Raw genomic sequence first — 23461 nt, 5'->3', positions numbered from 1 at the left:
CCGTGGTCGCCCAAGTGATCGACGATGTACTTGCGAATCTCGGCGATCTGCTCGCGGGTCTCGGCGATCTGCTCGCGGGTCTCGACGATCTGGGCGGTGAGGCGGGCTTCGCTCGCGGCGACCTGTGCCGCAATGAAGCCCTGAACGTTCCACGCCGCCATCCAGGCTGCGCCCGCGATGGCCGCCACGATCAGAAGGACCGGCCACTCCTCGCGCAAGCGCTGCATCGCCTAAGTGTATCAACGTAGACCCGAATCCGCAACGCAAACGGCCGGCCCTCCGGCGAAGGTCGGGTGAGCGGCAAGCGGAGCCGCGGGCGGTGATTGAGGGGCTACTGCTGCTCGACCTCCTCGGCACGGGCGCCGCTCAGGATGTTGAGCAGGCCGTAGTTCCCCTCGTGGCAGGCGTACTCGAAAATCGGCTCGTCGTTGCGCCGCATCGGAACCGCCACGGTGAACGGCTGCGTGAAGATGGCCGGATCGTCGACCGTGTACTCGTAGAGCAGCGTGTCCTCGTCGATGCGGGTGAAGCGCTCGGTCAGGGTGACCGTCAGGCCGGTGCCGATCGCCTGCATGGCCGACGGATCGAAGCTGCCGGTGAGCTCGGTCAGGTTGGTGGTCTCGACGACGAGCGTGTCGCCCTCCCAGCGGCCGCGCGAGTCGCCCATCCACTGCCGCACGCTCTCCGGCAGGTGGGGGCGGCCGTCGAGCGGGATGATCCGCGCGTCGTGCACCATCTCGTTGAGGATGACCACGTGGTTCGGCGTCTGGAAGAGCTGCATATTGTTGTTGTATCCGCTCGGCATCATGGGCGGGCCGCTGTTGAAGCCCAGCAGACAGCGCTCGGCCAGACCGCGGTCCTCGGGATCGTCGGCGCCGGTGCCGGCGCTCCGGACGCGCACGGGACTCGGGATCGGCAGATCCTCGGCGAGTGAGCCAACCTGCCGCAGGCGCTCGCCCTCGGCGGTCAGGGCCGGCAGCCGGCCGTCCGGGGGATCGACGATGAGCGACGTCCGCCGGTCCTCGATGATGTTCGTACCGTAGTCCAGCCAGAAGTCGTTGTAGCCGCCAACCCGGCGCCCGCGCTCGGCGCCGGTGCCGCCCGCGGGCAGCAGTTCCGTGCGCACCTCGCTCGGCTCGAGCAGCGCCGCGCGCCGCGCGTTGGCGGCCGCCTCGGCCGAAGCCGCCTCCTCCTCGCTCAGGAAGGCCCGCTCCTGATCCGCCGGCCGCTGCAGCGGCGTCATGGTGCGGAAGTCCCAGACCCCCTGCAGGTCGGGCTGCCCGTCCGGCGTGCGAAGCGCCGTCTGGCCGGCCGCCGTCGTCGTGAACCCCATCATCAACACCACCACCGTGAACACCACTACGCGAAGCTGCATCTGCATGTCGAAGTCTCCCGTCGTCCGAATCTCGACAGCGCCAACCATCCGCCGCCACCTGTCAACCAGCAGTTCAATGGTACCACCGTGTCTCGGGTCGTCTGCCGCTGCGACCCCGATGGACAACCTGGTCAAGGGCGGGGATCGAGAACCGCTTTCCATAGTCTCCGACACCGCGCAGGCAGTTCAACAACCACAGCCTCGACGTCGGCGATGAGCACCCCGCGGTCCGGGCCAGCCAGCAACTGCTCGATGTCCCACGCGTCCTGCGCGCCGCCAGCGTAGAGCTTCAGCAGAATGAGATCCGACGTCTGGGCAGTCGGCAGATTCAATCCGCCGATCACTGCCGGCTCTGCGCGCGCGAGCACGCGCTGCTGCCACCGATACCGGCCGAATACCAGATCGACCGGTCGCTCGCCCTTCTGTTCGAAGCGAACGACGCCGGCGAGGGGATCGTCGGCATCGCCGTGCGAGACCGACACGCTCACGCCGGCTCTCGATAGCGATGTCCACCACGCCTTGTCGAGTCCAGCCACGGACAGCGTCAGCAGATCTACATCACGGGTCGACCGACCTACACCGCGAGCCGCCATCGCCGCCGCGCCGATCACCGCGTAACTCGCCTTGGCCCGGTCGAGGACCTCCGTGACGCGCTCGATCAGGCTCACCCGATGAGCCGTTCGAGGCATGCGCTAGGTTGCCGCGTGGCCTGTCGCCGGCGCTCCAACAGCCGAATCGCAGTCCGCCGGTCCAGGCCATGCGTTGCCCGGAAAGACTCGAGATCCTCTTCCCCCAGGCTGAACGCGAGATCAAGGCGTTCCGCGGGGGACATTGCCCGAACCGCGGCAGCCTCACGGCGACTGGTTGTACAGGCAACCGACTTCATTTCGCTAGTCTAGCACCGCCGCCCAATGAAGAAGTGCAAGCCGCTTCGAGGCCGCGCCGCTTCCAATATCTTCGACTACGTGTTGATCCTCACGACGTCCGCCACGATCGGCCCTGCGGCCTGACACAACCGAACGTCTCGGTCGTCGGTTGGAGACTTCTGACCGTGCTCGAGATTGCAGCGAACTTGATAGATTACCCTGAACAGTTGCTGTAACTTCTCCAGAGAATTACCCGCGTCGTCGAACTTCTCGATACAGTCCGCTGTGTCGCGGCCATTCCCCCTCATGTCCACTACCGGTACCGACAACAGATAGCGTGCTTCTCCCTCCCGGTCCTGGAGTATCGTCGTGGCCGTCTCTTCGGGAACATGCAGCGCCAGAAAGTTCAGGATTCTTTGGGGCTCGGAGGGACCAGTCACAGGCGAGTAGAGGTTGTTGAATGCCCGCCAATAGTCAGTCAGCTGATCGATAGGAGCGAACCTTTCGTCTCCGCTCTCGAGCCACTCTCGCGCCACCATCGTTGCCTCTCCTCCCAGCCCCAGCAACCCGGCATACTCTCCCAGGATCAGCCGCGCCTGCCGGCCGCGGTCGATGGATGCCTCCCGGCGCCGCATGCCCGCGGCCAGCGCGACACCCAGCCCCGCCCACAGCAGCACGATCGCCCACTCCTCCGGCCAGACGAGCGCCGACGGGCTGCCGGGCAGGTAGAGGAGGATGAAGAACACCGTGGCTGCCACCGCCAGCCAGCCGACCAGCCTCGGAGCCGCGACGCGATACGGGCGCGGCAGGTCCGGATGACGGCGCCGGATGATGAGGAACGCCACCGCCACCAGCAGGTAGCCGACTACCGTCGCCAGCGATCCGGCGTCGACCAGCCACACCAGGGCCGGACGGCCGAAGAACGGAGCGACCACGGTGATCCCGGTCAGCACGACGACAACCGCCACCGGCGACCCGTAGCGCGGGTGCAGGCGGGCGAATACCGCCGGCAGCATCCCGCCGCGGGCCATCGCGAACAGCAGCCGTGAAGCACCGAGGAAGAACGCGTTCCAGCTCGTGAGGATACCGAACGCGCCGCCGACCACGAGCACCCGCCCCGCCCAGGGGCTGCCGTAGACGGCGCTCATGGCGTCGGCGGTGGGCAACGCCCGCCCGGGAAGCGTCGCGGGGTCGAGCGACAGGCCGACCGTCCATTGCACGAGGGCGTACCAACCGAGGGCCATCAGGATCGAGAGCACGATGATGCGGCCGATGGTCCGGAACGGAACGTCGATCTCCTCGGCGAGCTGCGGAATGACGTCGAACCCGACGTAGAGGAACGGCGTCATGATGACGACCTGCAGCACACCCTCCCAGTCCGTGATCCAGGGCGCCAGGTTGGCGGTGTCGCCGCGCGCCGCGCCCGGCAGGAAGAACGCCAGCCCCACCAGCAGCAGGCTGCCGACGGCGAGACGCTGCGCGAAGGCGGCGAAGCGGATACCGCGGTAGTTGACGACGCCGATGACCAGCGCGCCGGCCACCCCGACGAGCACCCAGCTCGCGTGCACCTCCCAGCCGGCCACCACGTAGAGGGAGCCGGCATCGAAGCCGGGCGCGAGGTAGCTGACGACGGTGGGCAGGGCAACGGCCTCGAAGGCGCAGACAGCCACGTACGCCAGCACCAGCGTCCAGCCGCAAACGAACCCGCCGCCCGCTCCCATGGCGACGAAGGTGAAGCTGATTTCGCCGCCGGCGCGCGACAGCGCCGACGACAGCTCGGCGTAGGTGAGACCGACCAGCCAGACCATCACCGCGCCGGCTCCGAACGCCAGGATCGAGCCGATCGCGCCAGCCCGGACGACCATCTCCCCGGCCAGCACCACCCAACTCCAGCCGACCATCGCGCCGAAGGCGATGGCCAGCACGTCGCCGCGGCCGAGCAGCTTGCGAAGATTGACCGGCGGGTCAGACATGCCGGGAACCCCGGCGCTCCTGTTGCACCGCTTCGAACGATTCTCCGGCCGCCTCGTCCATCCCGGCAATATACGATAGCGGGCATGCAGAGAAGAGCGTTTCTGGGAACGGGTCTCGCCACGGCAGTTGCCGCGGCGACCGACGCGCTGGCCGCGACCCCGTTCACCGCCGCGCGCGGACCGGCGGCGGCCTGGGCGGCAGCGCAGTCAGCCGGCGGCGGGCGCCGCTTCGGCCTCGACTACGCCCCCCACTTCGGCATGTTCCGCCACCACGCGGGCGAGGACCTCCTCGACCAGCTCCGCTTCATGCACGACGAGGGATTCCGGGCGCTGGAGGACAACGGGATGCCGCGGCGCGACGTCGCCCTCCAGGAGCGCATCGGCGCCGAGCTCGAGCGGCTCGACATGCGCATGGGCGTCTTCGTGGCCCACACCGCCTGGGGCGAGGTCTCGTTCGCCTCCGACGCTCCAGAGGCGCGCAGCCGCATCCTCGCCGACATCCGGCAGGCGACGGAGGTGGCCGGCCGCGTCGGCGCCCGGTGGTGCACCGTGGTGCCCGGCGACTACGACCGCGGGCTGGAGCGTGCCTACCAGACGTCCATCGTCATCGACAACCTGAAGCGGGCGGTGGAGATCTGCGAGCCGGCCGGGCTGACCCTGGTGCTGGAGCCGCTCAACCACTGGACCGACCACGCCGGCGTGTTCCTTACCGGCATTCCACAGGCGTACCAGATCTGCCGGGCGGTGGGCAGCCCCCACTGCAAGATCCTCGACGACCTCTACCACCAGCAGATCACCGAGGGCAATCTCATCCCGAACCTCGACCGGGCGTGGGACGAGATCGCCTATATCCAGGTCGGCGACAACCCCGGACGCAACGAGCCGACCACCGGCGAGATCAACTACCTGAACGTGTTCCGCCACCTGAAGAAGAAGGGCTACCGGGGCATCGTCGGCATGGAGCACGGCAACGCGGGAGAGGGCCGGGAGGGCGAGCGCGCGGTGATCGACGCCTACATCGCCTGCGATCGATAGCGGCGCCGGCCGCCGGGAGTCGTGGTGGGACCTCGCGCGGGATCTCGCCACACGCTCACAGGTTCGGATTGGAGGATCCCATGTCCGCTCGACACGCAGGTCTCGTCGCACTCACCGTTGCCGTCTCAGCGGCGCTGTTGCTGGCGGCCCAACCCGCCGCCGCGCAGTACGGCGCCGTCGACGGCGAGTGGCGCAGCTATGCCGGCGACAACGGCAGCACCAAGTATTCTCCGCTGGATCAGATCGACGCGAGCAACTTCAGCGACCTGCGCATCGCCTGGCGCTGGCAGTCCGTCGACGGCAACGTGGACCTCGAGTCGTTGCCCCGGCGCGCGGACGACCGACCGATCTCCATCCGCGGCCTGCAGGCGACGCCGCTGATGATCGACGGCGTGCTCTACCTGACCACCGCGCTCTACCAGGCGGCGGCCGTCGACGCCGGCAGCGGCGAGACCGTCTGGGTGCACGACCCGCAGGCCTACGCGGGCGGCGACCCGACGCACGCCTACCGCTCGCGCGGTCTCGCCTACTGGAGCGACGGCGCCGACGACGCCCGCATCTTCTGGGGCACGAGCGAGGCGTACCTGATCGCGGTGGACGCCCGCACCGGCGAGCCGATTCGCGACTTCGGCGACAACGGCCGGGTCGACCTGATGGAAGGCGTCCCGCGGGCCGAGCGCGGCGGGACCAACTACCAGGGGCGCAACCTCGTAGGGGTCGCCTCGCCGCCGGTCATCACCCGCGACGTGGTGGTCACGCCGACCATCATCTCGGACTTCGTCATCCGCCGGGAAGCGCCGCCCGGGTGGGTCAAGGGGGTCGACGCGCGGACCGGCGACGTGCGGTGGGTGTTCCGCACCATCCCGCAGGCGGACGACTTCGGCGCGGACACCTGGCTGAACGAGTCGTGGCGCTACTCCGGCAACGCCAACATCTGGCCGCCCCTGAGCGCCGACGACGAGCTCGGCTACGTCTACCTGCCGACCGGCACCCCGACCAGCGACTACTACGGCGGTCACCGCCTGGGCGACAACCTGTTCGCGGAGAGCATCGTAGCGGTCGACGCCGAGACCGGGCAGCGCGTCTGGCACTTCCAGGCCGTCCACCACGGCGTCTGGGACTACGACTTCCCCGCCGCGCCGACCCTGATCGACATCAACGTGGACGGGCGCACCATCAAGGCACTCGCGCAGGTCAGCAAGCAGGGCTTCACCTACGTCTTCGACCGCGCCACCGGTGAGCCGGTCTGGCCCATCGAGGAGCGCGCGGTGGAGACCGACACCGACCTCGAGGGCGAGGTGCTGTCGCCGACCCAGCCCTTCCCCACCAGGCCGCCGCCGTTCGAGTACCAGGGCATCGGCATCGACGACCTGGTCGACTTCACGCCCGAGATTCGCGCGATGGCCGTCGAGGCAGTGCGGAACTTCCGGCTCGGGCCGCTCTTCACGCCGCCGATGCTGAGCGTGGAGGGCGGGCTGCAGGGGACGATCCAGCGCCCGCACATCGCCGGCGGGGCGAGCTGGAGCGGGGCGGCGGCCGATCCCGAGACCGGCCTGCTCTACGTGCCTTCCGAGAACCGCTTCTCGGTCATCAAGTACTACACGCCGGACCCGGCCGAGGGCGGCAACCTGCGCTTTACGCAGGCGGACTTCGACAGCGGGACCCAGCCGACCATGCCGCAGGGGCTGCCGCTGCTCAAGCCGCCCTACTCGCGGATGACCGCCATCGACCTCAACGCAGGCGATCACGCCTGGATGCAACCCAATGGCGACGGCGACCGGTACCGCAATCACCCGCTACTGCGCGACCTGGACCTGCCGCCCCTCGGCGGCGAGGGGCACGGCGGCCCGGTGCTGACGAAGACGCTGCTCATCAGCGCCCTGTCGGCGGGGGGCTCGGACGGCGGCCCCCGACTGGTGGCGCGGGACAAATCCACGGGCGCGATCGTCGGATCCGTCGATCTCCCGTCCGGCGCGATCGGGACGCCGATGACCTACCTGTACGAGGGGAAGCAGCACATCGCGCTGACCATCGGCGGGGATGTCCCGGAGCTGATCGCGCTGGCGCTGCCGTGAGGGTTGCCTGTCAACGGCATCATCAAGCGATCCGGACGGGCAGTATGATGGTGGCATGAAACCCGGGCGCTCGGGACCTTCCGACCTCGAGGACAGGACCGATGTCGACCACCGGGATCGACAGATCATCGACGAGCACGCCGACGAGCTCAACGAGGAAGCGCTCGACGTGCTCGACTTCCAGGTCGAGGTCACATAGCCGAATGACGAGGCTCACTGCAAGCTCGGTTCGGGATGCGTTTGCGGCCACGCTCGACCGTGTCGCCGAGGGAGGCGAACGCATCGTGCTGGATCGAGGTGGCAGGAGTGTTGCGGCCCTCGTGCCGATCGAGGACCTGGAGCTTCTGAGGGAGATCGAGGACCGGCTCGACAATGAAGCCGCCGCGAGAGCCGGCACAGAACGAGGACGCGTTGATTGGTCTGCTCTGAAACGCGACCTGGACCTCTAGAATCCGGGCCGGAAACCCTGCACTCGCGATTGCATCCCCCGATCGAGCCGGATGCACCGCGTCGAGTTCGTTCCTTCGGCGGCACGCGCGTTCCGCACTCTCGGACGGGCGGTTCAACGACGCCTCGCCAAGCGGATCGACGCACTTGCTCATGAGCCCCGTCCGCCGGGCGTCGAGAAGCTACGCGGGACGAGGAGCCGCTATCGCGTGCGGACAGGCGATTATCGAATCATCTACGAAGTCGAGGATGACCTGCTGGTGGTCCTCGTAGTGAGAATCGGACATCGGCGCGAGGTGTACCGAAGTCACTGACAATTCGTCGACGGTACCGCCGGCACCAAACCGAGCGGAGGAACGACATGGCTTCTTCACGACGGCGATTTCTGACGCACGCGGCGGCCATGGGCACGGCGGCTCTCGCACATCCCGGCCGGGCCTGGGCCGAGCCGGTCGAGCCAGCGGCGGCCGGCACCGGCACCACGCCCGGAACATTCTCTCCCCCGGAGCTGCTTGCCCGTCAGGCGGCCCGCGCCCGGAGAGCCGCGGCCGCGGCAGCCCATCCCGCATCGGCGACCGCGAGCACCGTGCAGTCGAGCGGTGACACCAACTACGCGGCGATGTACCGCGACCGGCGCAACTGGGGACGCTGGGGCCGGGACGACCAGATCGGCGCCATCAACCTGATCACCCCTGAGAAGCGGGCGGCGGCGGCCGGGCTCGTGCGCACCGGGCGCACCGTCTCGCTGAGCCGCGTCTTCGAGCCCCCGCAGCACTTCATCCAGAAGAGCTCGCTCGGCCCCGGCGGCGGCTACGTCATGGACTACCTCGGCTTCATCTACCACGGGTCCACCGTGACCCACGTCGACGCGCTGTGCCACATCTGGGACGACGACGGTATCTGGCAGGGGCGCGACCCCGACGTGGAGGTCACGACCCAGGGCGCGCATTTCGGCGACATCACGCACTGGAGCGGCGGCATCATCACCAGGGGCGTGCTGATCGACGTCCCGCTCCACCGCGGCGCGCCGCACGTGAGCATCGACGAACCGGTGCGCGGAGAAGAGCTCGAAGCGATCGCGCGCGCCCAGGGCGCCACCGTCGAGCCGGGAGACGCGCTGCTGGTCCACAGCGGCTGGGGCGCCTACATGGCGAGCGGTGACGACGGCAGCCGCGGGCGCCCCGGGCTGCATCCAAGCTGCGCGGAGTTCATCCGCGACCACGACGTGGCGCTGCTCGGCTGGGACCTGATGGACGCCCGCGCGTCCAGCGACCTGCCGTGGCCGGTGCACGGCGTACTGTTCAACTTCGGCGTGGCGCTGCTGGACAACGCGCTGCTGGAGCCGGTCGCCGCCGCATGCGCGGAGGAAGGGCGCTGGGAGTTCATGTTCCAGGCGCTGCCGTTGCGGGTGGCGCGCGGCACCGGAAGCCCAGTCAACCCGATCGCGATGTTCTGAGCCGCCGAAATCGCTGTCGATCCGGACCCGCATGGTGCTATCGTTACGGTTTGTCTGACGAGACCGCTTCAGGAGGGACTGCATGCGGCGGGCGTGCTCAGTGATTCCACCTGCGCTGGCCATGGGCATGGCGCTGGTTCTCGCGTTGCCGGCGGGTGCGGCGGCGCAGTCAGCAAAGGAGAGCCCGGAGGCCGCGCCGGCAGCCGACTGGCAGGTTCCCCGCACCCCGTGGGGCGCGCCCGACCTGCAGGGCGTCTGGGACTACCGGACGATGACGCCGCTGCAGCGCCCGCGTGAGCTCGCCGGCAAGGAAACGCTGACCGCCGAGGAGGCGGCCGCGTACGAGCAGCGGGAAAACGAGCGGCTGGACGACTACGACCGCGCGCCCAGCGTCCACGCCAAGTGGTGGCTCGACTACGGGCGGGCGCTGACCGTCGACCGACGAACCTCGTTGATCGTGGATCCGCCCGACGGCCGGCTTCCGGCGGTGACCGAGGACGCGAGACAGCGCGCGGCGGCGCGCTCCGAGCGGCGGCGGCTGTACGGTGGAGACGGGGCCGACTACAGAGGGCTGACCGAGCGCTGCATCACCTTCGGGATGCCGCGGCTGCCCGGCGCCTACAACAACAACTTCCAGATCCTGCAGACGCCGACCCACGTGGCGATCGTCTCGGAGATGATCCACGACGCGCGCATCGTGCCGCTGGACGGGCGAGCGCATCTCTCGGCGGACCTGCCGCAGTGGCACGGCGACTCCCGGGGCTACTACGACGGCGACACGCTGGTGGTCGAAACCGTCAACTTCTCGCCCAAGAGCGCGTTCCGCGGCTCGACCGAGAAGCTGAAGCTCGTGGAGCGGTTCACCCGCGTCGGCCCGGACACGGCCCACTACGAGGTGACGATGGCGGACCCGGCCACCTGGACGAGTTCTTGGACGGCGCTGGTCCCGATGACGAAGACCGACCCCGACCAGGTGCTCTACGAGTACGCCTGCCACGAGGGCAACCTCGGGCTGCGGAACATACTGCACAACGCGCGGTACGAGGAAGATCCGGACTACGCGGACAAGCTGCCGGCGCCCGGCCGGAACTGACGAAGCGCGGCAGAACCAACGGAGCGACGACAACGATGCGCAGCGCAAGACCATCCGTCCTGTTCGGCGTGACACTCGCGGCCGTGCTGGGCCTGGCGGCCACCGCCGGCGCCCAGAACGAGCCGATCAACTTCACCGATCACATCCGCCCGATCATGGAGCGGGCCTGCTGGAACTGCCACGGCGAGGCGGCCCAGCTCTCCGACCTGGATCTGAGCAGCCGCGACGGCGCTCTCGAGGGCGGCACCAAGGGCCCCGCCATCGTGCCCGGCCGGGCCGAGGACAGCCTTCTGTTCCGCATGGTGGCCGGCCTCGACCAGCCCTCCATGCCGATGACCGGCGATCCGCTCAGCGACGCGGAGCTCGCGGCGGTCCGCACCTGGATCGATGAGGGCGCGCACTGGGACACCGGCGAAGTGACCGCCGCCGCCGACGCGCTGGCCGCGCTCGAGAACGACGAGCTGCCGCCGGGCGCCCGCGACTACTGGGCGTTCCGGCACCCGCAGCAGGCGCCGGTGCCGGCCTCGCGCGAGTTCGACCACCCCGTGGACCGCTTCCTGGAAGCGACGCGCAAGGACGCCGGCCTGACCGCCGCGCCGCGGGCCGATCGGCTGACGCTGCTGCGGCGCGCCTATCTCGACCTGATCGGCATGCCGCCCACCCCCGAGCAGGTGGAGGAATTCCTGGCCGACACCGAGCGCGGGGCCTGGGAGCGGTTGATCGACAAGCTGCTCGATTCGCCCCACTACGGCGAGCGCTGGGGCCGCCACTGGCTGGACGTGGCGCGCTACGCCGACACCGACGGGTTCGAGCAGGACTACGTCCGCCTGAACATGTGGCGCTACCGCGACTACGTCATCGACGCCTTCAACGACGACAAGCCGTACAACCAGTTCCTGCGCGAGCAGATCGCGGGCGACGAGCTGGACTACGTCACGGACGAGACGCGCATCGCCACCGGCTTCCTGCGGTCCGGCCCGCGCGTCAACTTCCGCGAGAAGGACAACCCGGAGCGTCGTCACGACTACCTCGACGACATGCTGGCTACGGTCGGCCGCGGCGTCCTCGGCATGACGGTCCATTGCGCCCGCTGCCACGACCACAAGTTCGACCCGATCCTGCAGAAGGACTACTACAGCATGCAGGCGTCGATCTACGGCTACGTGGAGATCGACTACCCGCTGCTCGACCGCGACGAGGCGGACGTCTACTTCGCGGCGATGCGGGACGTCGAAGAGCGGCAGCAGCCATTGCGCGACGAGGTGGACGCCATCGAGACGCCGTACCGCGAGGCGCTACGGGCCGAGTTGATCCGGGAGCGGTTCCCGGAGAACGTGCAGGCGGCGGCCTTCAAGCCGGAAGCCGAGCGGACCCCCGGCGAACAGCTCCTCGCCACGCAGGTGCTCACCATCAACCCCCCGCGCACGCAAGTGGCCGCCGCGCTGACCCCGGAGGACAAGGCGCGGGTGGACGAGCTGAACGCGGAGATCGCGGCGCTGGAGGACGAGCGGCCGCCGACGCCGGCGATGGCGCACATCGTCACCGACGGCGACTACCGCTTCGCCCCGGACGGCCCGGGCGACCAGGTGATCGGCTGTCCGGAATGCCGGACGCCGCCCGAGGTCGACGGCACCTACCTGTACGAGGAAGGGGGGCCCGCCTACCAGGCGCCGCCCAACTACTTCCTGATCCGCGGCGACCCGTTCAGCCCCGGCTCGCCGATGTCGCCGGGCTTCCTGACCGCCGCCACCTACGGCGACCCGCCGACCGAGATCGCGCGCCCCGACGGGCGGACGTCGGGCCGCCGTCTGGCGCTGGCCGAGTGGATCGCGTCGCGCGACAACCCGCTGACGGCGCGGGTCATGGCCAACCGGATCTGGCACCACCACTTCGGGCGGGGGATCGTCCGGACCCTCGACAACCTGGGCCGGATGGGCGATACGCCGACGCACCCCGAGCTGCTCGACTGGCTGGCCGTCGAGTTCATGGACCGCGGCTGGAGCATCAAGGAGATGCACCGGCTGCTGATGACGTCCGAGGCCTACCGCATGGCGTCCTCGTTCCCGCACGAGGCGAGCGCAAGCGCCGACCCGGAGAACAACCTGCTCTGGCGCTACCGCGGGCAGCGGCTCGAGGCGGAGATCCTGCGCGACGCCATCATGACGGTGAGCGGCGGCATCGACCTGGCCGTGGGCGGGCCGGCGATTTTCCCGCACATTCCTTCCGACATCCTGTTCCAGTCGGACGGCAAGGGATTCTGGTGCGGCAATCCCCCGGCGGGCCAGCGGATCACCGCGCCGTCCACCGGCTTCTGGTGCGAAGAGCCGGACCGTCCGGAGGTGTGGCGCCGCAGCGTCTACGTCTTCCGGCGCCGGTCGCTCGGCTTCCCCTTCTTCGACACCTTCGACCTGCCGGACCAGAACCAGACGGCGGCGGCGCGCAACGTCTCCACCGTCTCGACGCAGGCGTTGACGCTGATGAACAACCCGTTCGTGCTGAACCAAGCCGAGCTGTTCGCGGCGCGGCTCGAGCGCGAGGCGCCGGGCGATCTGGACGCCCAGATCGATCTCGCCTACCTGATCGCGCTGACCCGGAAGCCGACCGACGCCGAGCGCGAGGTCGCCCGCGGCCTTGCCACCGAGCAGTCGCTGGTCGACTTCACGCACGTCATGATGAACCTGAACGAGTTCCTGTACCTGAGATAGCGGAACGGAATCGCTGACACACTGCGGCAGACCGAGAGACAGAGGACACGACGATGCACGACGATCATCATCACCACTGCCGGAAGAAGACGTTCTGGTCGCGGCGCGACTTCCTGTTCCAGTCGGGCGGCGGCATCGCGGGCCTCGCACTGGCTGACATGCTCGACAGGCAGGGGCTGCTGGCGGCGGGGACGGCGCAGTCCGACACCTGCGAGCTGCCCATCCCCGGCAACCCGTTCGCGCCCAGGCAGCCGCACTTCGAGCCGCGGGCCAAGGCGGTCATCTCGCTCTTCATGAGCGGCGGCGTCAGCCAGGTCGACACCTTCGACCCGAAGCCGGCGCTGACGAAGTACGCCGGCCAGCCGATGGCCGAGTCCGTGGTCGTCCGCCAGGGGCATCCCGGTCCGCTGATGCCGAGCCCGTTCGAGTTCCACCGGCACGGCGAGAGCGGCATCGAGGTCTCGGAGATCTTCCCGCACTTGGGCGGCAAGGTCGACGAGATGGCGTTCATCCGGTCGCTGTACGGCCGCTCGAACGACCACATCCAGGCGACCTACGAGATGCAGTCCGGCCAGATCCGCATGGGCTTCCCCAGCGTCGGGTCGTGGGTCACCTACGGCCTCGGCTCCGAGGCGGCCAGCCTGCCCGCCTACGTCGTGATGAACGACCACCGCGGCGGCCCGCTCGGCGGCCCCAACGACTGGAGCGCCGGGTTCATGCCGGCCACCTACCAGGGCACCCTGTTCCGCGCCGTCGGCGACCCGATCGTCGACTTGGCGCCGCCCGAGGGGATGTCGGTCGATCAGCAGCGCGCCCGCCTCGACACGCTGGCGAAGCTGAACGACATCGATCTGACGAACAACCCCGGCAACTCCGAGCTGGCCGCCCGCATCTCGTCCTACGAGCTGGCCTACCGGATGCAGGGTTGCGCGCCCGAGGCGGTCGACGTGTCGGCCGAGTCCGAGGCGACCAAGAAGCTCTACGGCCTCGACAACCCGATCACCGAGCCGTTCGGGCGGCAGTGCCTGATGGCGCGGCGCTTGGTGGAGCGCGGCGTCCGCTTCGTGCAGCTCTTCCACGGCGGCATCGGCCAGCAGAACACCGACACCTGGGACGCGCACAGCAACCTCATCGAGAATCACACGCAGCACGCGGCCGAGACCGACCTGCCCATCGCCGGCCTGATGACCGACCTGAAGGCCCGCGGCATGCTCGACGAGACGCTGCTCGTCTGGCACGCCGAGTTCGGCCGCATGCCGATCTCGCAGCGCGGCGTCGGCCGCGACCACAACCCGGGCACGATGACCGGCTGGATGGCCGGGGCCGGCATCCAGGGCGGCCAGGTGATCGGCGCCAGCGACGAGTTCGGCTACAAGGCGGCCGAGCAGCGGGTGTCGCCGCACGACCTGCACGCCACCATCCTGCACCTGCTGGGCATCGACCACGAGAGGCTGACGTACCGCTACAACGGCCGCGACATGCGGCTGACCGACGTCCACGGGGTGCCGATCCCGCAGATCATCGCGTAGCGCGGTGGTTCGAATGGGTGGCCGCTCGTGGGTCGCCCGAGAATCCGAAATGGGGCGTCCGCCAACCGAGACGGGCGCCCCATTTCCGTCCTGCCGCAAGCTCTCGCTGCCGAGACGAGTGGGTGCGGAGGAGGGAACATGCGCGGACCTCGGCGCACACAGAGCGTCTGGCCCGTTGGGCTCACGCCGCGTCGGGGTAGCTCGGGTGGGTCCGGTCCGTCGTAATCGTCGGGCTCGGGAACCGGCGGCGCGTCCGCTCGACCAGGTCGATCGGATTGGGGTGGTTCTCGAGCTCGTTCAGCAGCCGCGCGCTCGCGTTCGGCAGTGGTCCGCCGGCCCTCACCAGGGTCCCGATGTTCTTGACCGTCGCGCGGATCACCTGCTCGGCGCCGGCGTCGTCCCGGGCCGGCCACGAGGCGAGCATACCGGCCTGGATCCACCGTTCCCCCGCCGCGGGCGAACGCGTCCACCGCACCAGTTGGTCATCTGCCTGGAAGACCACGGGCTCGGGCTGGAACCCGAATCGTGCGCCGTTGTCCACGGCCCAGTCGTTCAGCCGAATGTGGTCGATCGTGCGCATGTTGCTCGTCAGCAGCATCTTGCCGCCCAGCGCGAGCGTCTCCCCCACAATCTGCGTGTCGCGGTTGTCGGCCAGCAGCAGCGGGTTGGCCGTCGGGAAGCACTCGCGCGGCAAGTTGGCCAGCAGCGTCGTGTGCAACTCCCGCTGCGCGGCGGTGAGCTCGAGCTTTTCGTACGGCGACTCCGGGTCGCGCCACATCGCGGCCCACCAGGCTTGGCGTTCGAGTTGCTGCCGGCGCTCGTCGTCAAGTGCCGGCGCATCCGGCTGCAGCAGTTCCTCGGCTACGCTGAGCGCGGCGGTCCTGCTCTGCAGCACGCCGGCCGGGGCGAGCTCGTCGGCGACCGTCGGCGGCATCCGCGCTTTCGTACCGCACAGCTCCGCCCATGCTGCATGCAGCTTGCGCGGCATCACGCGCAGCAACTCCGTCGTGTCGAGCAGGATCAGCGCTTCCATCGTTCGAACTGCGCGTCCTCGAGGCGACGCGTTTCTTCCTTGACGAGCCGGCGTACGTAGGTGTCGTCTCCCACCCGCGGCCGCCACGGTCCCTGTTGCGTCCGGGCTACCACGAGGTCGACCTGGACCACCGTCGCATCGGGACCGAGGCTTTGCCGCGCCGCTGTTCGCAGCCGGCGCTCGAGCTCGCGCTCGGCGTGCGCCACTCTGCTGTGCATGAACCGTACTGTATACCCCTCTTGCGGGCCGTGCGCTTGGCCTTCTCGTCCATTTCGCGGCCGTCGCCGCCGGCGATCACGCCGAAGTCATCGCATGTCTCTACGATCGTCTCGCTACGGTACCACGTCGGACTTCCGTGAACAGGTGCACACGATCTGGCGCCCCGCCGCGATTTCGGCCCGGCGCAGCTCATCGAGCCTGTACGGGTTGAGCGAGAGTTGATATCCGTCAATGCACGCCCTGCGCGCGCGGACCAGAATGCGGACTCCGAGCCACCGGTTCCGGGAGAGCCAATGCCGCAACAGCCATACATCCCCATTGCCGGCACATGGGCGCGCTCGCGCCACGATCACGAGAACGCGTGGTACCGGCGCGGTTCACCCTTCGACCGGGTGATGGCCGGACACGGCTACGAACGGGTCGAACAGGACCGCGATCCGAACCGACCGGACGACGGCTACTGGTCGGGAGCGGTCAACGGGCTGCTGATCCAGTGGGTCGCGTGGTGGCGCGACAGGCACCCGGCGTGGCGGACGGGCGGCGAGACCCTGCGCGGCTTCCTCCGCGCGCGGCGCCGCGAGCTGGACGAGTCGGGCGGCGTCACGATCGTCGCCCACAGCCACGGCGGACAGGTGCTCGCCTACGCGCTGGCGGAGATGCACGCCGACGTCTGTCCAATCCACGTCGTCACGGTCGACATGCCGGTCCGGCGGGACATGGACGGCGTCTACGGCCGGGCGGCGGCGCGCTGCCGCCAGTGGGTGCACCTGTACAGCAAGCGGGGCTGGAAGAGCCGGTTCCGCTGGCTCGGCAACCGCTTCGGTCCCCGCACGCTCGACGTCGCCCACCGCAACCGCAAGGTAACCGGCGGGCACAGCGGCATTCTCGACGATGCCGGGCACATCGGGCAGTGGCACGATATCCTGTCGGACCTGCCCCCACGGATCGCAGCGGGGCCCGCCTGAATACTCCTTACAGCCTCACTGTATACTACCGGAATGAGTATCCGCTTGCAGGTGGTCATGGACGAAGCGGAAGTCGGCGAGTACCGCCGCCTCGCGGGGCGCGACGGGCTTACCCTGTCGGAATGGGTTCGCCAGAAGCTGCGCCGCGCCGAACGTAGTGAAGCGTCGGGTAGCGTCGACCGCAAGCTTGCGGCGATCCGCGCGGCCGCGCGCCACGATTTCCCAACCGCGGACATCGATCGGATGCTGCGTGAGATCGAGTCGGGCTACCGCGGATGATTCTGATCGATTCGAACATCCCGATGTACCTCGTGGGCGCCGCGCATCCGCACAAGGCCGATGCCCAACGGCTCCTCGAACGCTTTGCGATCGACAATCGACGGCTGGTGAGCGACGCGGAGGTGCTGCAGGAGATCCTGCATCGCTACGTCGCGATCGACCGGCGCGACGCGATTCAGCCGGCGTTCGACGCACTCCTCGGCGTCGTCGACCAGGTTCTCCCGATTACGGCGGAGACGTTGCACAGCGCGCGCGACATCGTGCTCGGGTCTCCGGCGCTCTCGGCCCGTGACGCGCTGCATGCCGCGGTGATGCGACAACACGAAATACAGGAGATCCTCTCGTTCGACCGCGGCTTCGACGATGTTCCCGGAATCCGCCGCCTCGGCGTCTGACACGTACCATCCGGGAGTCCCGGTGGTCCGTCAACAGCTCAAGCAGCGGTGGTTGTTCACCGCGCCGAGGCTCTCCAGCAGTGCAATCGTGTCCGGGAACGGCTGGATGCGCTGGACCGGGCCATTGGCCATGTCGACGGTGGTCTGCCCCATCCGGCTGACCTGCGTGACGTCGACGCCCCGCGCGACGAGATAGCGGATCAGGCCGTTGTCCCCGCGCGCCGCGGCGTGGTGGACTGCGTTGTAGCCGTTGTGGTCGCGGGCGTGCACGTCGGCGCCGACCTCCTCCACCAGGAAGCGCACGGCGGGCAGCCAGCCGTCCGGGGCGTGACGGTGCGAGTTGCCCGCGAAGCCCTGGCCGTATCCCACACCGGAGGCGGCCAGCAGCGGCGGCACGCCCGGACCGCCGTAGGGCACCGCCGGCAGACCCGACGGATCGGGGTCGAGCGGACGCCGGCGCGAGGGGACCTTGATCGTCGGCAGGTGCGGGTCGGCGCCGTGGGCCAGCAGCAGGCGCATGGCGTCGAGATCGAGGGCGTGGGCGGCGCGCCAGAACGGCGTGGCCCCGGCGCGGTCGACCCCGAGCAGGTCGCGGTTGTAGGTCGTGTACCACAGCGAGCGCCTCAGGCGGGCGTTGACGTCGGCCCCGGCGTCGATCAGCGCCTGCATCAGCTCCACGTACGAGGTGGACTGCTGCAGGTAGTCGGTCGGCTGCGGGTGCCGCGCCTTCGGCGCCCAGTGCATGTTGAGGGCGCCGTAGAGCGGCGTGGCCCCGGCGTCGCTCCCGAGCGTCGGGTCCGCGCCCAGCTCCAGCAGGCGCAACGCGAGGTCGAAGTGCCCGTTGATGGAAGCGACGAGCAGCGCGCTCGTCCCGTCGGCGGCGCTCACCCGGTTGACGTCGGCGCCGCCGTCGATCAGGGCCAGCGCCGCGTCGGCATGGCCTTCTCGCACCGCGAGCAACAGCGCGGTCAGCCCGCCGTGCGTCCCGACCAGGTCGGCGAAGCCGAGCGGCTCCGGCTCTTCCAGCAGGTCCGCCTCGATGGCCGCGGCCTCGGCCGCCGCGGCGGCGGCGCGCGCCTCGGGAGAGAGGGGTCGAGACGAGGTCCATGCGGTCGGGTCCGAGGCGCCTGCGACGTTCCCGGCGGGGGCGCCGGCGCCAGTCTCGGGCGACCGCGGCGCGGCAGGCGATTGCGCAACCGCAGCCGACGCATCGGGCGCTCCGGCAGCGCCGGACGCCGTCGCGGCGCTCGGCCGCTCCGCGGACTCTCGCGACGCGAGCGCCGACCGCAGGGCCGCGATGCGCCCCCGCCGGCGGCGGCTCTCTTCGCGGTCGGCCTCGTTGCGGGCGCCGACGTCCACTACCGCTCCGGCCAGCTCCGGATCGGCGCCCCGGGCGAGCAGCACCACGATGGCCTCGGTCCGCGCTCGGGCGGCCGCGAACATCAGCGGCGTCTGCCCCCACACCGGCTCTCGCGCGTCGACGTCCGCGCCGCCGTCCAGGAGCGCCGAGACGGCGGCGGCGGAACCGGAACCGGCGGCGAAGTGCAGTGCGGTGGCGCCGGTACTCGTGACCGCGCCCGCGTCGGCGCCGGCCGCGAGCAACACCCGCACGGCCGCCGCCCGGGCGCTCCGGCTCGCCACGTGCAGCGGGGTGTGACCGCCCAGCCGGGTCCGCCCCGCAACGTCGGCTCCGGCCCCGGTCAGCAAAGCGACGATCTCGACGTCGCCGTGCTGCGCGGCCCAGTGGAGCGCCGTCATGCCGTCCCCGTGGGCGGCGTCGGGATCGGCCCCCCGGGCGATGAGGCCGCGGACCGCTTCGAGGTCCTGACGCATGGCGGCGTCGGCGACCGGCGCGTCGACGGCGGCCGAGACGGGTGCGAGCGCGAGCAGGACCGCCAGGCACGACGCCCCCGCGAGCGCGTCGACTCGACACCGGCGCCGCGCGGCCCTCCGGCTGCCGCTTCGGGACGCGAATCCGCTCACGGCAGGCGCGGCAAATCGAATCGGATGCATCACTGGCTCCACCATGTGACTGGGCTCACTGCTACGGGCTCGGGTGTGTCGCGTCACGCCGACAGCGAGAGCGTCCCGGTGCTGTCGCCGAAGCACTCGAGGTCGTCGACGCCGAGGCGGTGCAGCAGGTCGAGCATGACGTTGGCCATCGGCGTGCCCGGCTCGGCCCGCAGGTGCAGGTTGCCGGGCAGCTTCCCGTTGGCGCCGCCGGCCACGAACAGCGGGCACCGCTTGTGGTTGTGCACGTTCGGATTGCCCATCGGCGACCCGTAGATGACCAGCGACTTGTCCAGCAGGTTCGAGCTCCCCTCGTCGATGCTGCGGAGCTTCTCGAGGAAGTAGGGAATCAGGCTCACGTGATAGCGGTTGAGCCGCGCGAACTCCTCGATCCGGGCCTGCTGCTCGCCGTGGTGGGACGAAGGGTGGAACCCGCGGTCGACGCCGCTCGCCGGGTAGACGCGGCCGGTGGCGTCGCGCGACAGCTTGAACGAGAAGACGCGCGTCATGTCCGCCTCGAACGCCAGCGCCTGCAGGTCGAACATCAGCTTGACGTGCTCGTCGAACGAGTCCGGCACGCCCGCCGGCGCGCCCGGCAGCAGCAGCGCCTCGCCGCTGGTGTTGCGCTCCTCCACCCGCTGGATGCGCCGCTCGATCTCGCGCACGTCGTCCAGGTAGCGGTCCATGCGCCGCCGGTCCACCGGGTCGAGGTCGCGCTTGAGGCTGGCCACCTCGGCGGTGATGAAGTCGAGCACGCTGCGCCGCTCGCGCCGCCGCGCGGTGCGTTGCTCGGCCGTACCGCCGGCGCCGAACAACAGGTCGAAGGCCAGCCGCGGGTCCCGGATCATCGGCAGCGGCTCGGTCGGCGACGCCCAACTGATCGTGTCCGTGTAGACGCACGAATAACCGTAGGCGCAGCCGCCGGCCTGGTCGACGTTCTCGATGCAGAGCTGCATCGAGGGGATCGGCGTGTCCTGGCCGAAGCGCGACGCGTAGAGCTGGTCCAGCGAGATGCCGGCCCGCACGTCCGAGCTCTCGGTCTGCTTCGGATGCGACTGGGTCAGGAACGTCGCGCTCGACCGGAAGTGGTCGCCCCCGATCTCCGGCGGGGTCGCGGCTTCGGCCGGCGCCACGTCGGTGTCGCTGACGATGGTCAGCACGTCGCGGAACGGCTCCAGCGGACTCAGCGCGCTCGGCGTCAGGTCGAAGTCGTGTCCCTCGGCGGCGGGAGACCACAGGTGCTGCGACGCGCCGTACGCGGTGCTGCCGGCGGCCCCGTGCACGTTCTCGATGGCGACCAGCCGGGTAGGATCCGCGGCGGACCGTGCTGCCGCGGCGCGCGCCCGGTTCAGGCCGGCCGGCACGAAGGCGTCGAGGAACGGCAGCGCCACGCTGACGCCCACGCCGCGCAGGAACGTGCGCCGGGGCAGATGCTTGCCGGTGATCAGGGTCATGGATTGCTCTCCCCCGCCAGCCCGCCCTTCATCCGGAACGCCGGCGTGCGCACCACGCCGAGAATGAAGGCGGAGAGACGGTTTTCCGCGGTGCCCGCGGCGCGGGCGATCTCCCGCACGGCCGGCATGTCGTAGTGCTCCAGGCGCCGCCCCAGGGCGTAGGCCATCAGGTTCTCGACGAAGGTCCGCACTATCGGCAGCGGGCGCCGCAGCAGGGCCTCGCGCAGATCGGCAGCGCTGCCGATGGGCGTGCCGTCGTAGAGCTCGCCCGACGCGTCGATCCGCGAGCCGTTGTCCCACAGGCGGCGCGCCCCGGTGACGTCGTAGCGCTCCAGGGCCAGCCCGATCGGGTCCATCATGCGATGGCACGAGGCGCACGCCGGGCTCGCGCGGTGCCGCTCCAGCCGCTCGCGCACCGAGAGCAGCCGGCCGTCCTCGGCGACGACCGTGTCCTCCAGATCCGGCACGTCGGGCGGCGGCGGAGGCGGCGGACTCCCCAACAGCACCTCCATCGCCCACTTGCCGCGCAGCACCGGCGACGTGCGGTCGGCGTAGGAGGTCAGGGCCAACACGCTGCCGTGCCCCAGCAGCCCGCGCCGGGGGTCGCCCGGCGGATACGTCACGCGGCGGAACCCGGACCCTACGACGCCGGGGAGCCCGTAGTGCCTGGCGAGACGCTCGTTGACGAACGTCCAGTCGGCGTCGAGCAGCTCCAGCACGCTCCGATCCTCGCGGAGCAGATGCTGGAAGAAGAGCTCGGTCTCGCGCTGCATCGCCCACTTGAGCTGCTCGTCGAAGTCCGGGTAGACGCGAACGTCCGGCTGCAGCGCCTCCAGGTCCGGCAACCGCAGCCACTGGGCCGCGAAGCGCGTGGCGAGCGCCTCCGCGCGGGGATCGGCGAGCATCCTCCGCACCTGCCGCTCGAGCACGTCCGGTTCCGACAGGCGCTGCTCGCCGGCCAGCGCCAGCAGCTCGGCGTCGGGTGCGGACGACCAGAGGAAGAACGACAGGCGCGACGCGAGGTCGTGGTCCGCGATCGGAAAGCTGGCGGTGGACGGCACGTCTACCGGGGGCTCCTCGAAGCGGAACACGAAGTGGGGGCTGGCCAGCATCCCCTCGATGGCCATCCGCACGCCCGCCTCGAAGCCGCCCTCTTCCTCCCCGGCATCGTACAGGGCCATCAGCCCCTCATGGTTGGCGGGGGTGAGCGAACGCCGGTAGGCCGCGGCGCCGAGCCCGCCGATGATCTCGCTCGCGCAGTCGCGCGCCGGGAGCTTCCGGCGCGGAAGTTCCGGGCCGGCGGAACTTCCAACACGCCCGCCGGGGCGGGCCTCTTCCGGCGCCGCGGGCCGGCACGTGAAGATGCGCGCCCGGCTGGGGGTCTCGGAGACGCCGGTCACCGTCTGCGGCCCCCGGATCGCGAGATCGCGCAGGTGGGGCAGGCTCGTGAAGCCGTAGGCGTTGGCGATGCTGGTGCTCGCCAGCGACCAGTCGTGCGGAGAGATCAGATCCTGGACGGGGCCGTCGAACTGCGGCACGAAGACGGCCGACACGCGGTGCGGACCGGCGGTGACGTGGATCGGATCGGTCCAGAGGTTGACGCCGTTCGGATCGGAGACGTGCATCCAGCGATCGAGTTCGAAGACCGCCGCCCGCTCGCCGTCGATGGCGATCTCGACCTGCTCGCGCCGCTCCGTCGTGTGCAGCGCGGCGCGGCCGCTGCCGAAGAGCTCGCCCGTCGTCTCGTGGTGGAACGAGACGCGGAAGCGGTACTCGCCGTCGGCCGGAAAGGTGTGCGTCACCGCGACGCCGCCCCGCGAGCCGTACGGCGCACCCTCGACCTGCTCGCGCTGCGAGACCCAGCGCGGTACCTTGTAGGCGGCCTCCACCGCGGCGGCCGCCGGGTCGCCCACCGCGAGCCGGCTGATCTCGCTGGCGGCGCGCAGATAGCCGTTCATCAGCGTCGGCGACAGCATCTGCACATCGGCGATGTTGTCGAAGTTGGCGCTCTTGGTGTCGAGCGGCAGGTAGTCGCCCGCATCGACGTCGAGAGCCAGCAGGTCGCGAATCGACCGTTCGTACTCGGCGCGGTTCAGACGCTGAAAGCCGCGCCGCCCCGGATTGGGATTCGCTTCGGCGGCCGCGTCGAGCCGCGTCTCCAACTCCTCGGCCAGGCCGATCAGGGCCGATTCGTCCGGGCGCCGGACGCCGGCAGGGGGCATCAGGCCGGCGCGCAGCTTGCGGACCATGTGCTCGGCCACGTCGGCCTGCTTCGCGGCCCCGGCGACCTCGAAGTCCGCCAGCGACAGGTTGCCGGAGCGGAGACGCTCGTTGTGGCAGCGGCGACAGGTGCGGTCCACTACCGCCTGCGCCGCGCCGGTCGCGACCGGCGCGACCGGCGCCTGCGGGGTCCCGGTCACAACGGGGGGCCGCCCGGCCTCGGCCGGGGCTGGAACCTGCGCATGCACCGTACCTGCCGCGGACACGGCGACCAGCGCCGGGACCACGATTCCGACCGCAACCCGCATTCTCTTCAGCATGGACCTGCCAAC

General features: G+C 70.1%; 20 protein-coding genes. 11 read left to right on the top strand and 9 right to left on the bottom strand.

All coding sequences use genetic code 11. The features are described from left to right. From F4X11_01480 to F4X11_01465, 4 genes are all read right to left on the bottom strand, one after another. Positions 1-227, bottom strand: a 227-nt coding sequence (locus tag F4X11_01480) for a hypothetical protein (GenBank protein MYN63694.1), incomplete at its 3' end; no start/stop codon positions are given. Between the two features lie 104 nt (positions 228-331). Continuing rightward, on the bottom strand, positions 332-1423 hold the full coding sequence (locus F4X11_01475) for a hypothetical protein (GenBank protein MYN63693.1): 1092 nt from the start codon (positions 1421-1423) through the stop codon (positions 332-334). An 83-nt stretch (positions 1424-1506) separates the two neighbouring features. Continuing rightward, entirely contained in the window at positions 1507-2043 is a 537-nt protein-coding gene (locus F4X11_01470; GenBank protein ID MYN63692.1) for a hypothetical protein, read from the bottom strand. Positions 2044-2336: 293 nt separating this feature from the next. Then, positions 2337-4214, bottom strand: coding sequence for an APC family permease (locus tag F4X11_01465; GenBank protein ID MYN63691.1), 1878 nt, complete (start codon positions 4212-4214; stop codon positions 2337-2339). Between the two features lie 84 nt (positions 4215-4298). On the opposite strand from F4X11_01465, the gene F4X11_01460 reads away from it, so the two are divergent. The 8 genes from F4X11_01460 to F4X11_01425 all read left to right on the top strand — a co-directional run bounded on the left by F4X11_01460 (position 4299) and on the right by F4X11_01425 (position 14554). Beyond that, on the top strand, positions 4299-5249 hold the full coding sequence (locus F4X11_01460; protein ID MYN63690.1) for a TIM barrel protein: 951 nt from the start codon (positions 4299-4301) through the stop codon (positions 5247-5249). 80 nt (positions 5250-5329) lie between these two features. Beyond that, on the top strand, positions 5330-7324 hold the full coding sequence (locus F4X11_01455; protein MYN63689.1) for a pyrroloquinoline quinone-dependent dehydrogenase: 1995 nt from the start codon (positions 5330-5332) through the stop codon (positions 7322-7324). 203 nt (positions 7325-7527) lie between these two features. After that, positions 7528-7773: a type II toxin-antitoxin system Phd/YefM family antitoxin gene (locus F4X11_01450; GenBank protein MYN63688.1), complete on the top strand. Its 246-nt coding sequence runs from the start codon at positions 7528-7530 to the stop codon at positions 7771-7773. 51 nt (positions 7774-7824) lie between these two features. After that, on the top strand, positions 7825-8085 hold the full coding sequence (locus F4X11_01445) for a type II toxin-antitoxin system RelE/ParE family toxin (protein MYN63687.1): 261 nt from the start codon (positions 7825-7827) through the stop codon (positions 8083-8085). 47 nt (positions 8086-8132) lie between these two features. Then, positions 8133-9227, top strand: coding sequence for a cyclase family protein (locus tag F4X11_01440; GenBank protein ID MYN63686.1), 1095 nt, complete (start codon positions 8133-8135; stop codon positions 9225-9227). Positions 9228-9309: 82 nt separating this feature from the next. Then, positions 9310-10320: a hypothetical protein gene (locus F4X11_01435; GenBank protein MYN63685.1), complete on the top strand. Its 1011-nt coding sequence runs from the start codon at positions 9310-9312 to the stop codon at positions 10318-10320. A 35-nt stretch (positions 10321-10355) separates the two neighbouring features. Further along, positions 10356-13025: a DUF1553 domain-containing protein gene (locus F4X11_01430; GenBank protein MYN63684.1), complete on the top strand. Its 2670-nt coding sequence runs from the start codon at positions 10356-10358 to the stop codon at positions 13023-13025. A 53-nt stretch (positions 13026-13078) separates the two neighbouring features. Beyond that, positions 13079-14554 (top strand): DUF1501 domain-containing protein, encoded by a 1476-nt coding sequence (locus F4X11_01425; GenBank protein MYN63683.1) that lies wholly within the window; start codon positions 13079-13081, stop codon positions 14552-14554. 181 nt (positions 14555-14735) lie between these two features. Here F4X11_01425 and F4X11_01420 read toward each other — a convergent pair whose 3' ends face one another. Together F4X11_01420 and F4X11_01415 are read right to left on the bottom strand one after the other, a co-directional pair. Continuing rightward, complete coding sequence (locus F4X11_01420; GenBank protein ID MYN63682.1) at positions 14736-15587, bottom strand: hypothetical protein; 852 nt, start codon at positions 15585-15587, stop codon at positions 14736-14738. Next, positions 15575-15805: a hypothetical protein gene (locus F4X11_01415; protein ID MYN63681.1), complete on the bottom strand. Its 231-nt coding sequence runs from the start codon at positions 15803-15805 to the stop codon at positions 15575-15577. The genes F4X11_01420 and F4X11_01415 overlap by 13 nt, the downstream gene beginning before the upstream one ends. Positions 15806-16099: 294 nt before the next feature. Between F4X11_01415 and F4X11_01410 the strand changes: the two genes are divergently transcribed. Genes F4X11_01410 through F4X11_01400 form a run of 3 tightly spaced genes read left to right on the top strand, consistent with a single transcriptional unit; the run spans position 16100 to position 17445 of the window. Further along, positions 16100-16771, top strand: coding sequence for a hypothetical protein (locus F4X11_01410; protein ID MYN63680.1), 672 nt, complete (start codon positions 16100-16102; stop codon positions 16769-16771). Positions 16772-16804: 33 nt separating this feature from the next. Further along, positions 16805-17050: an antitoxin gene (locus tag F4X11_01405; protein ID MYN63679.1), complete on the top strand. Its 246-nt coding sequence runs from the start codon at positions 16805-16807 to the stop codon at positions 17048-17050. After that, positions 17047-17445 (top strand): type II toxin-antitoxin system VapC family toxin, encoded by a 399-nt coding sequence (locus F4X11_01400; GenBank protein MYN63678.1) that lies wholly within the window; start codon positions 17047-17049, stop codon positions 17443-17445. Before F4X11_01405 ends, F4X11_01400 begins: the two co-directional genes overlap by 4 nt. Positions 17446-17475: 30 nt before the next feature. Here F4X11_01400 and F4X11_01395 read toward each other — a convergent pair whose 3' ends face one another. From F4X11_01395 to F4X11_01385, 3 genes are read right to left on the bottom strand one after another with little or no spacing between them, the layout of a single operon-like run. Further along, the gene (locus F4X11_01395; protein MYN63677.1) at positions 17476-19473 is read right to left on the bottom strand and encodes a hypothetical protein; all 1998 of its coding nucleotides are present in this window, start codon (positions 19471-19473) and stop codon (positions 17476-17478) included. Between the two features lie 38 nt (positions 19474-19511). Then, positions 19512-20909, bottom strand: coding sequence for a DUF1552 domain-containing protein (locus F4X11_01390; protein MYN63676.1), 1398 nt, complete (start codon positions 20907-20909; stop codon positions 19512-19514). Further along, positions 20906-23449 carry a DUF1592 domain-containing protein gene (locus F4X11_01385; protein ID MYN63675.1) on the bottom strand — a complete coding sequence of 848 codons (2544 nt, stop codon included), beginning with the start codon at positions 23447-23449 and terminating at the stop codon, positions 20906-20908. Before F4X11_01385 ends, F4X11_01390 begins: the two co-directional genes overlap by 4 nt. Positions 23450-23461: the final 12 nt, after the last annotated feature.

The sequence above is a fragment of the Acidobacteriota bacterium genome (assembly GCA_009861545.1).
Taxonomy (GTDB): domain Bacteria; phylum Acidobacteriota; class Vicinamibacteria; order Vicinamibacterales; family UBA8438; genus WTFV01.
This window is presented reverse-complemented; position numbering and strand designations above follow the sequence as displayed.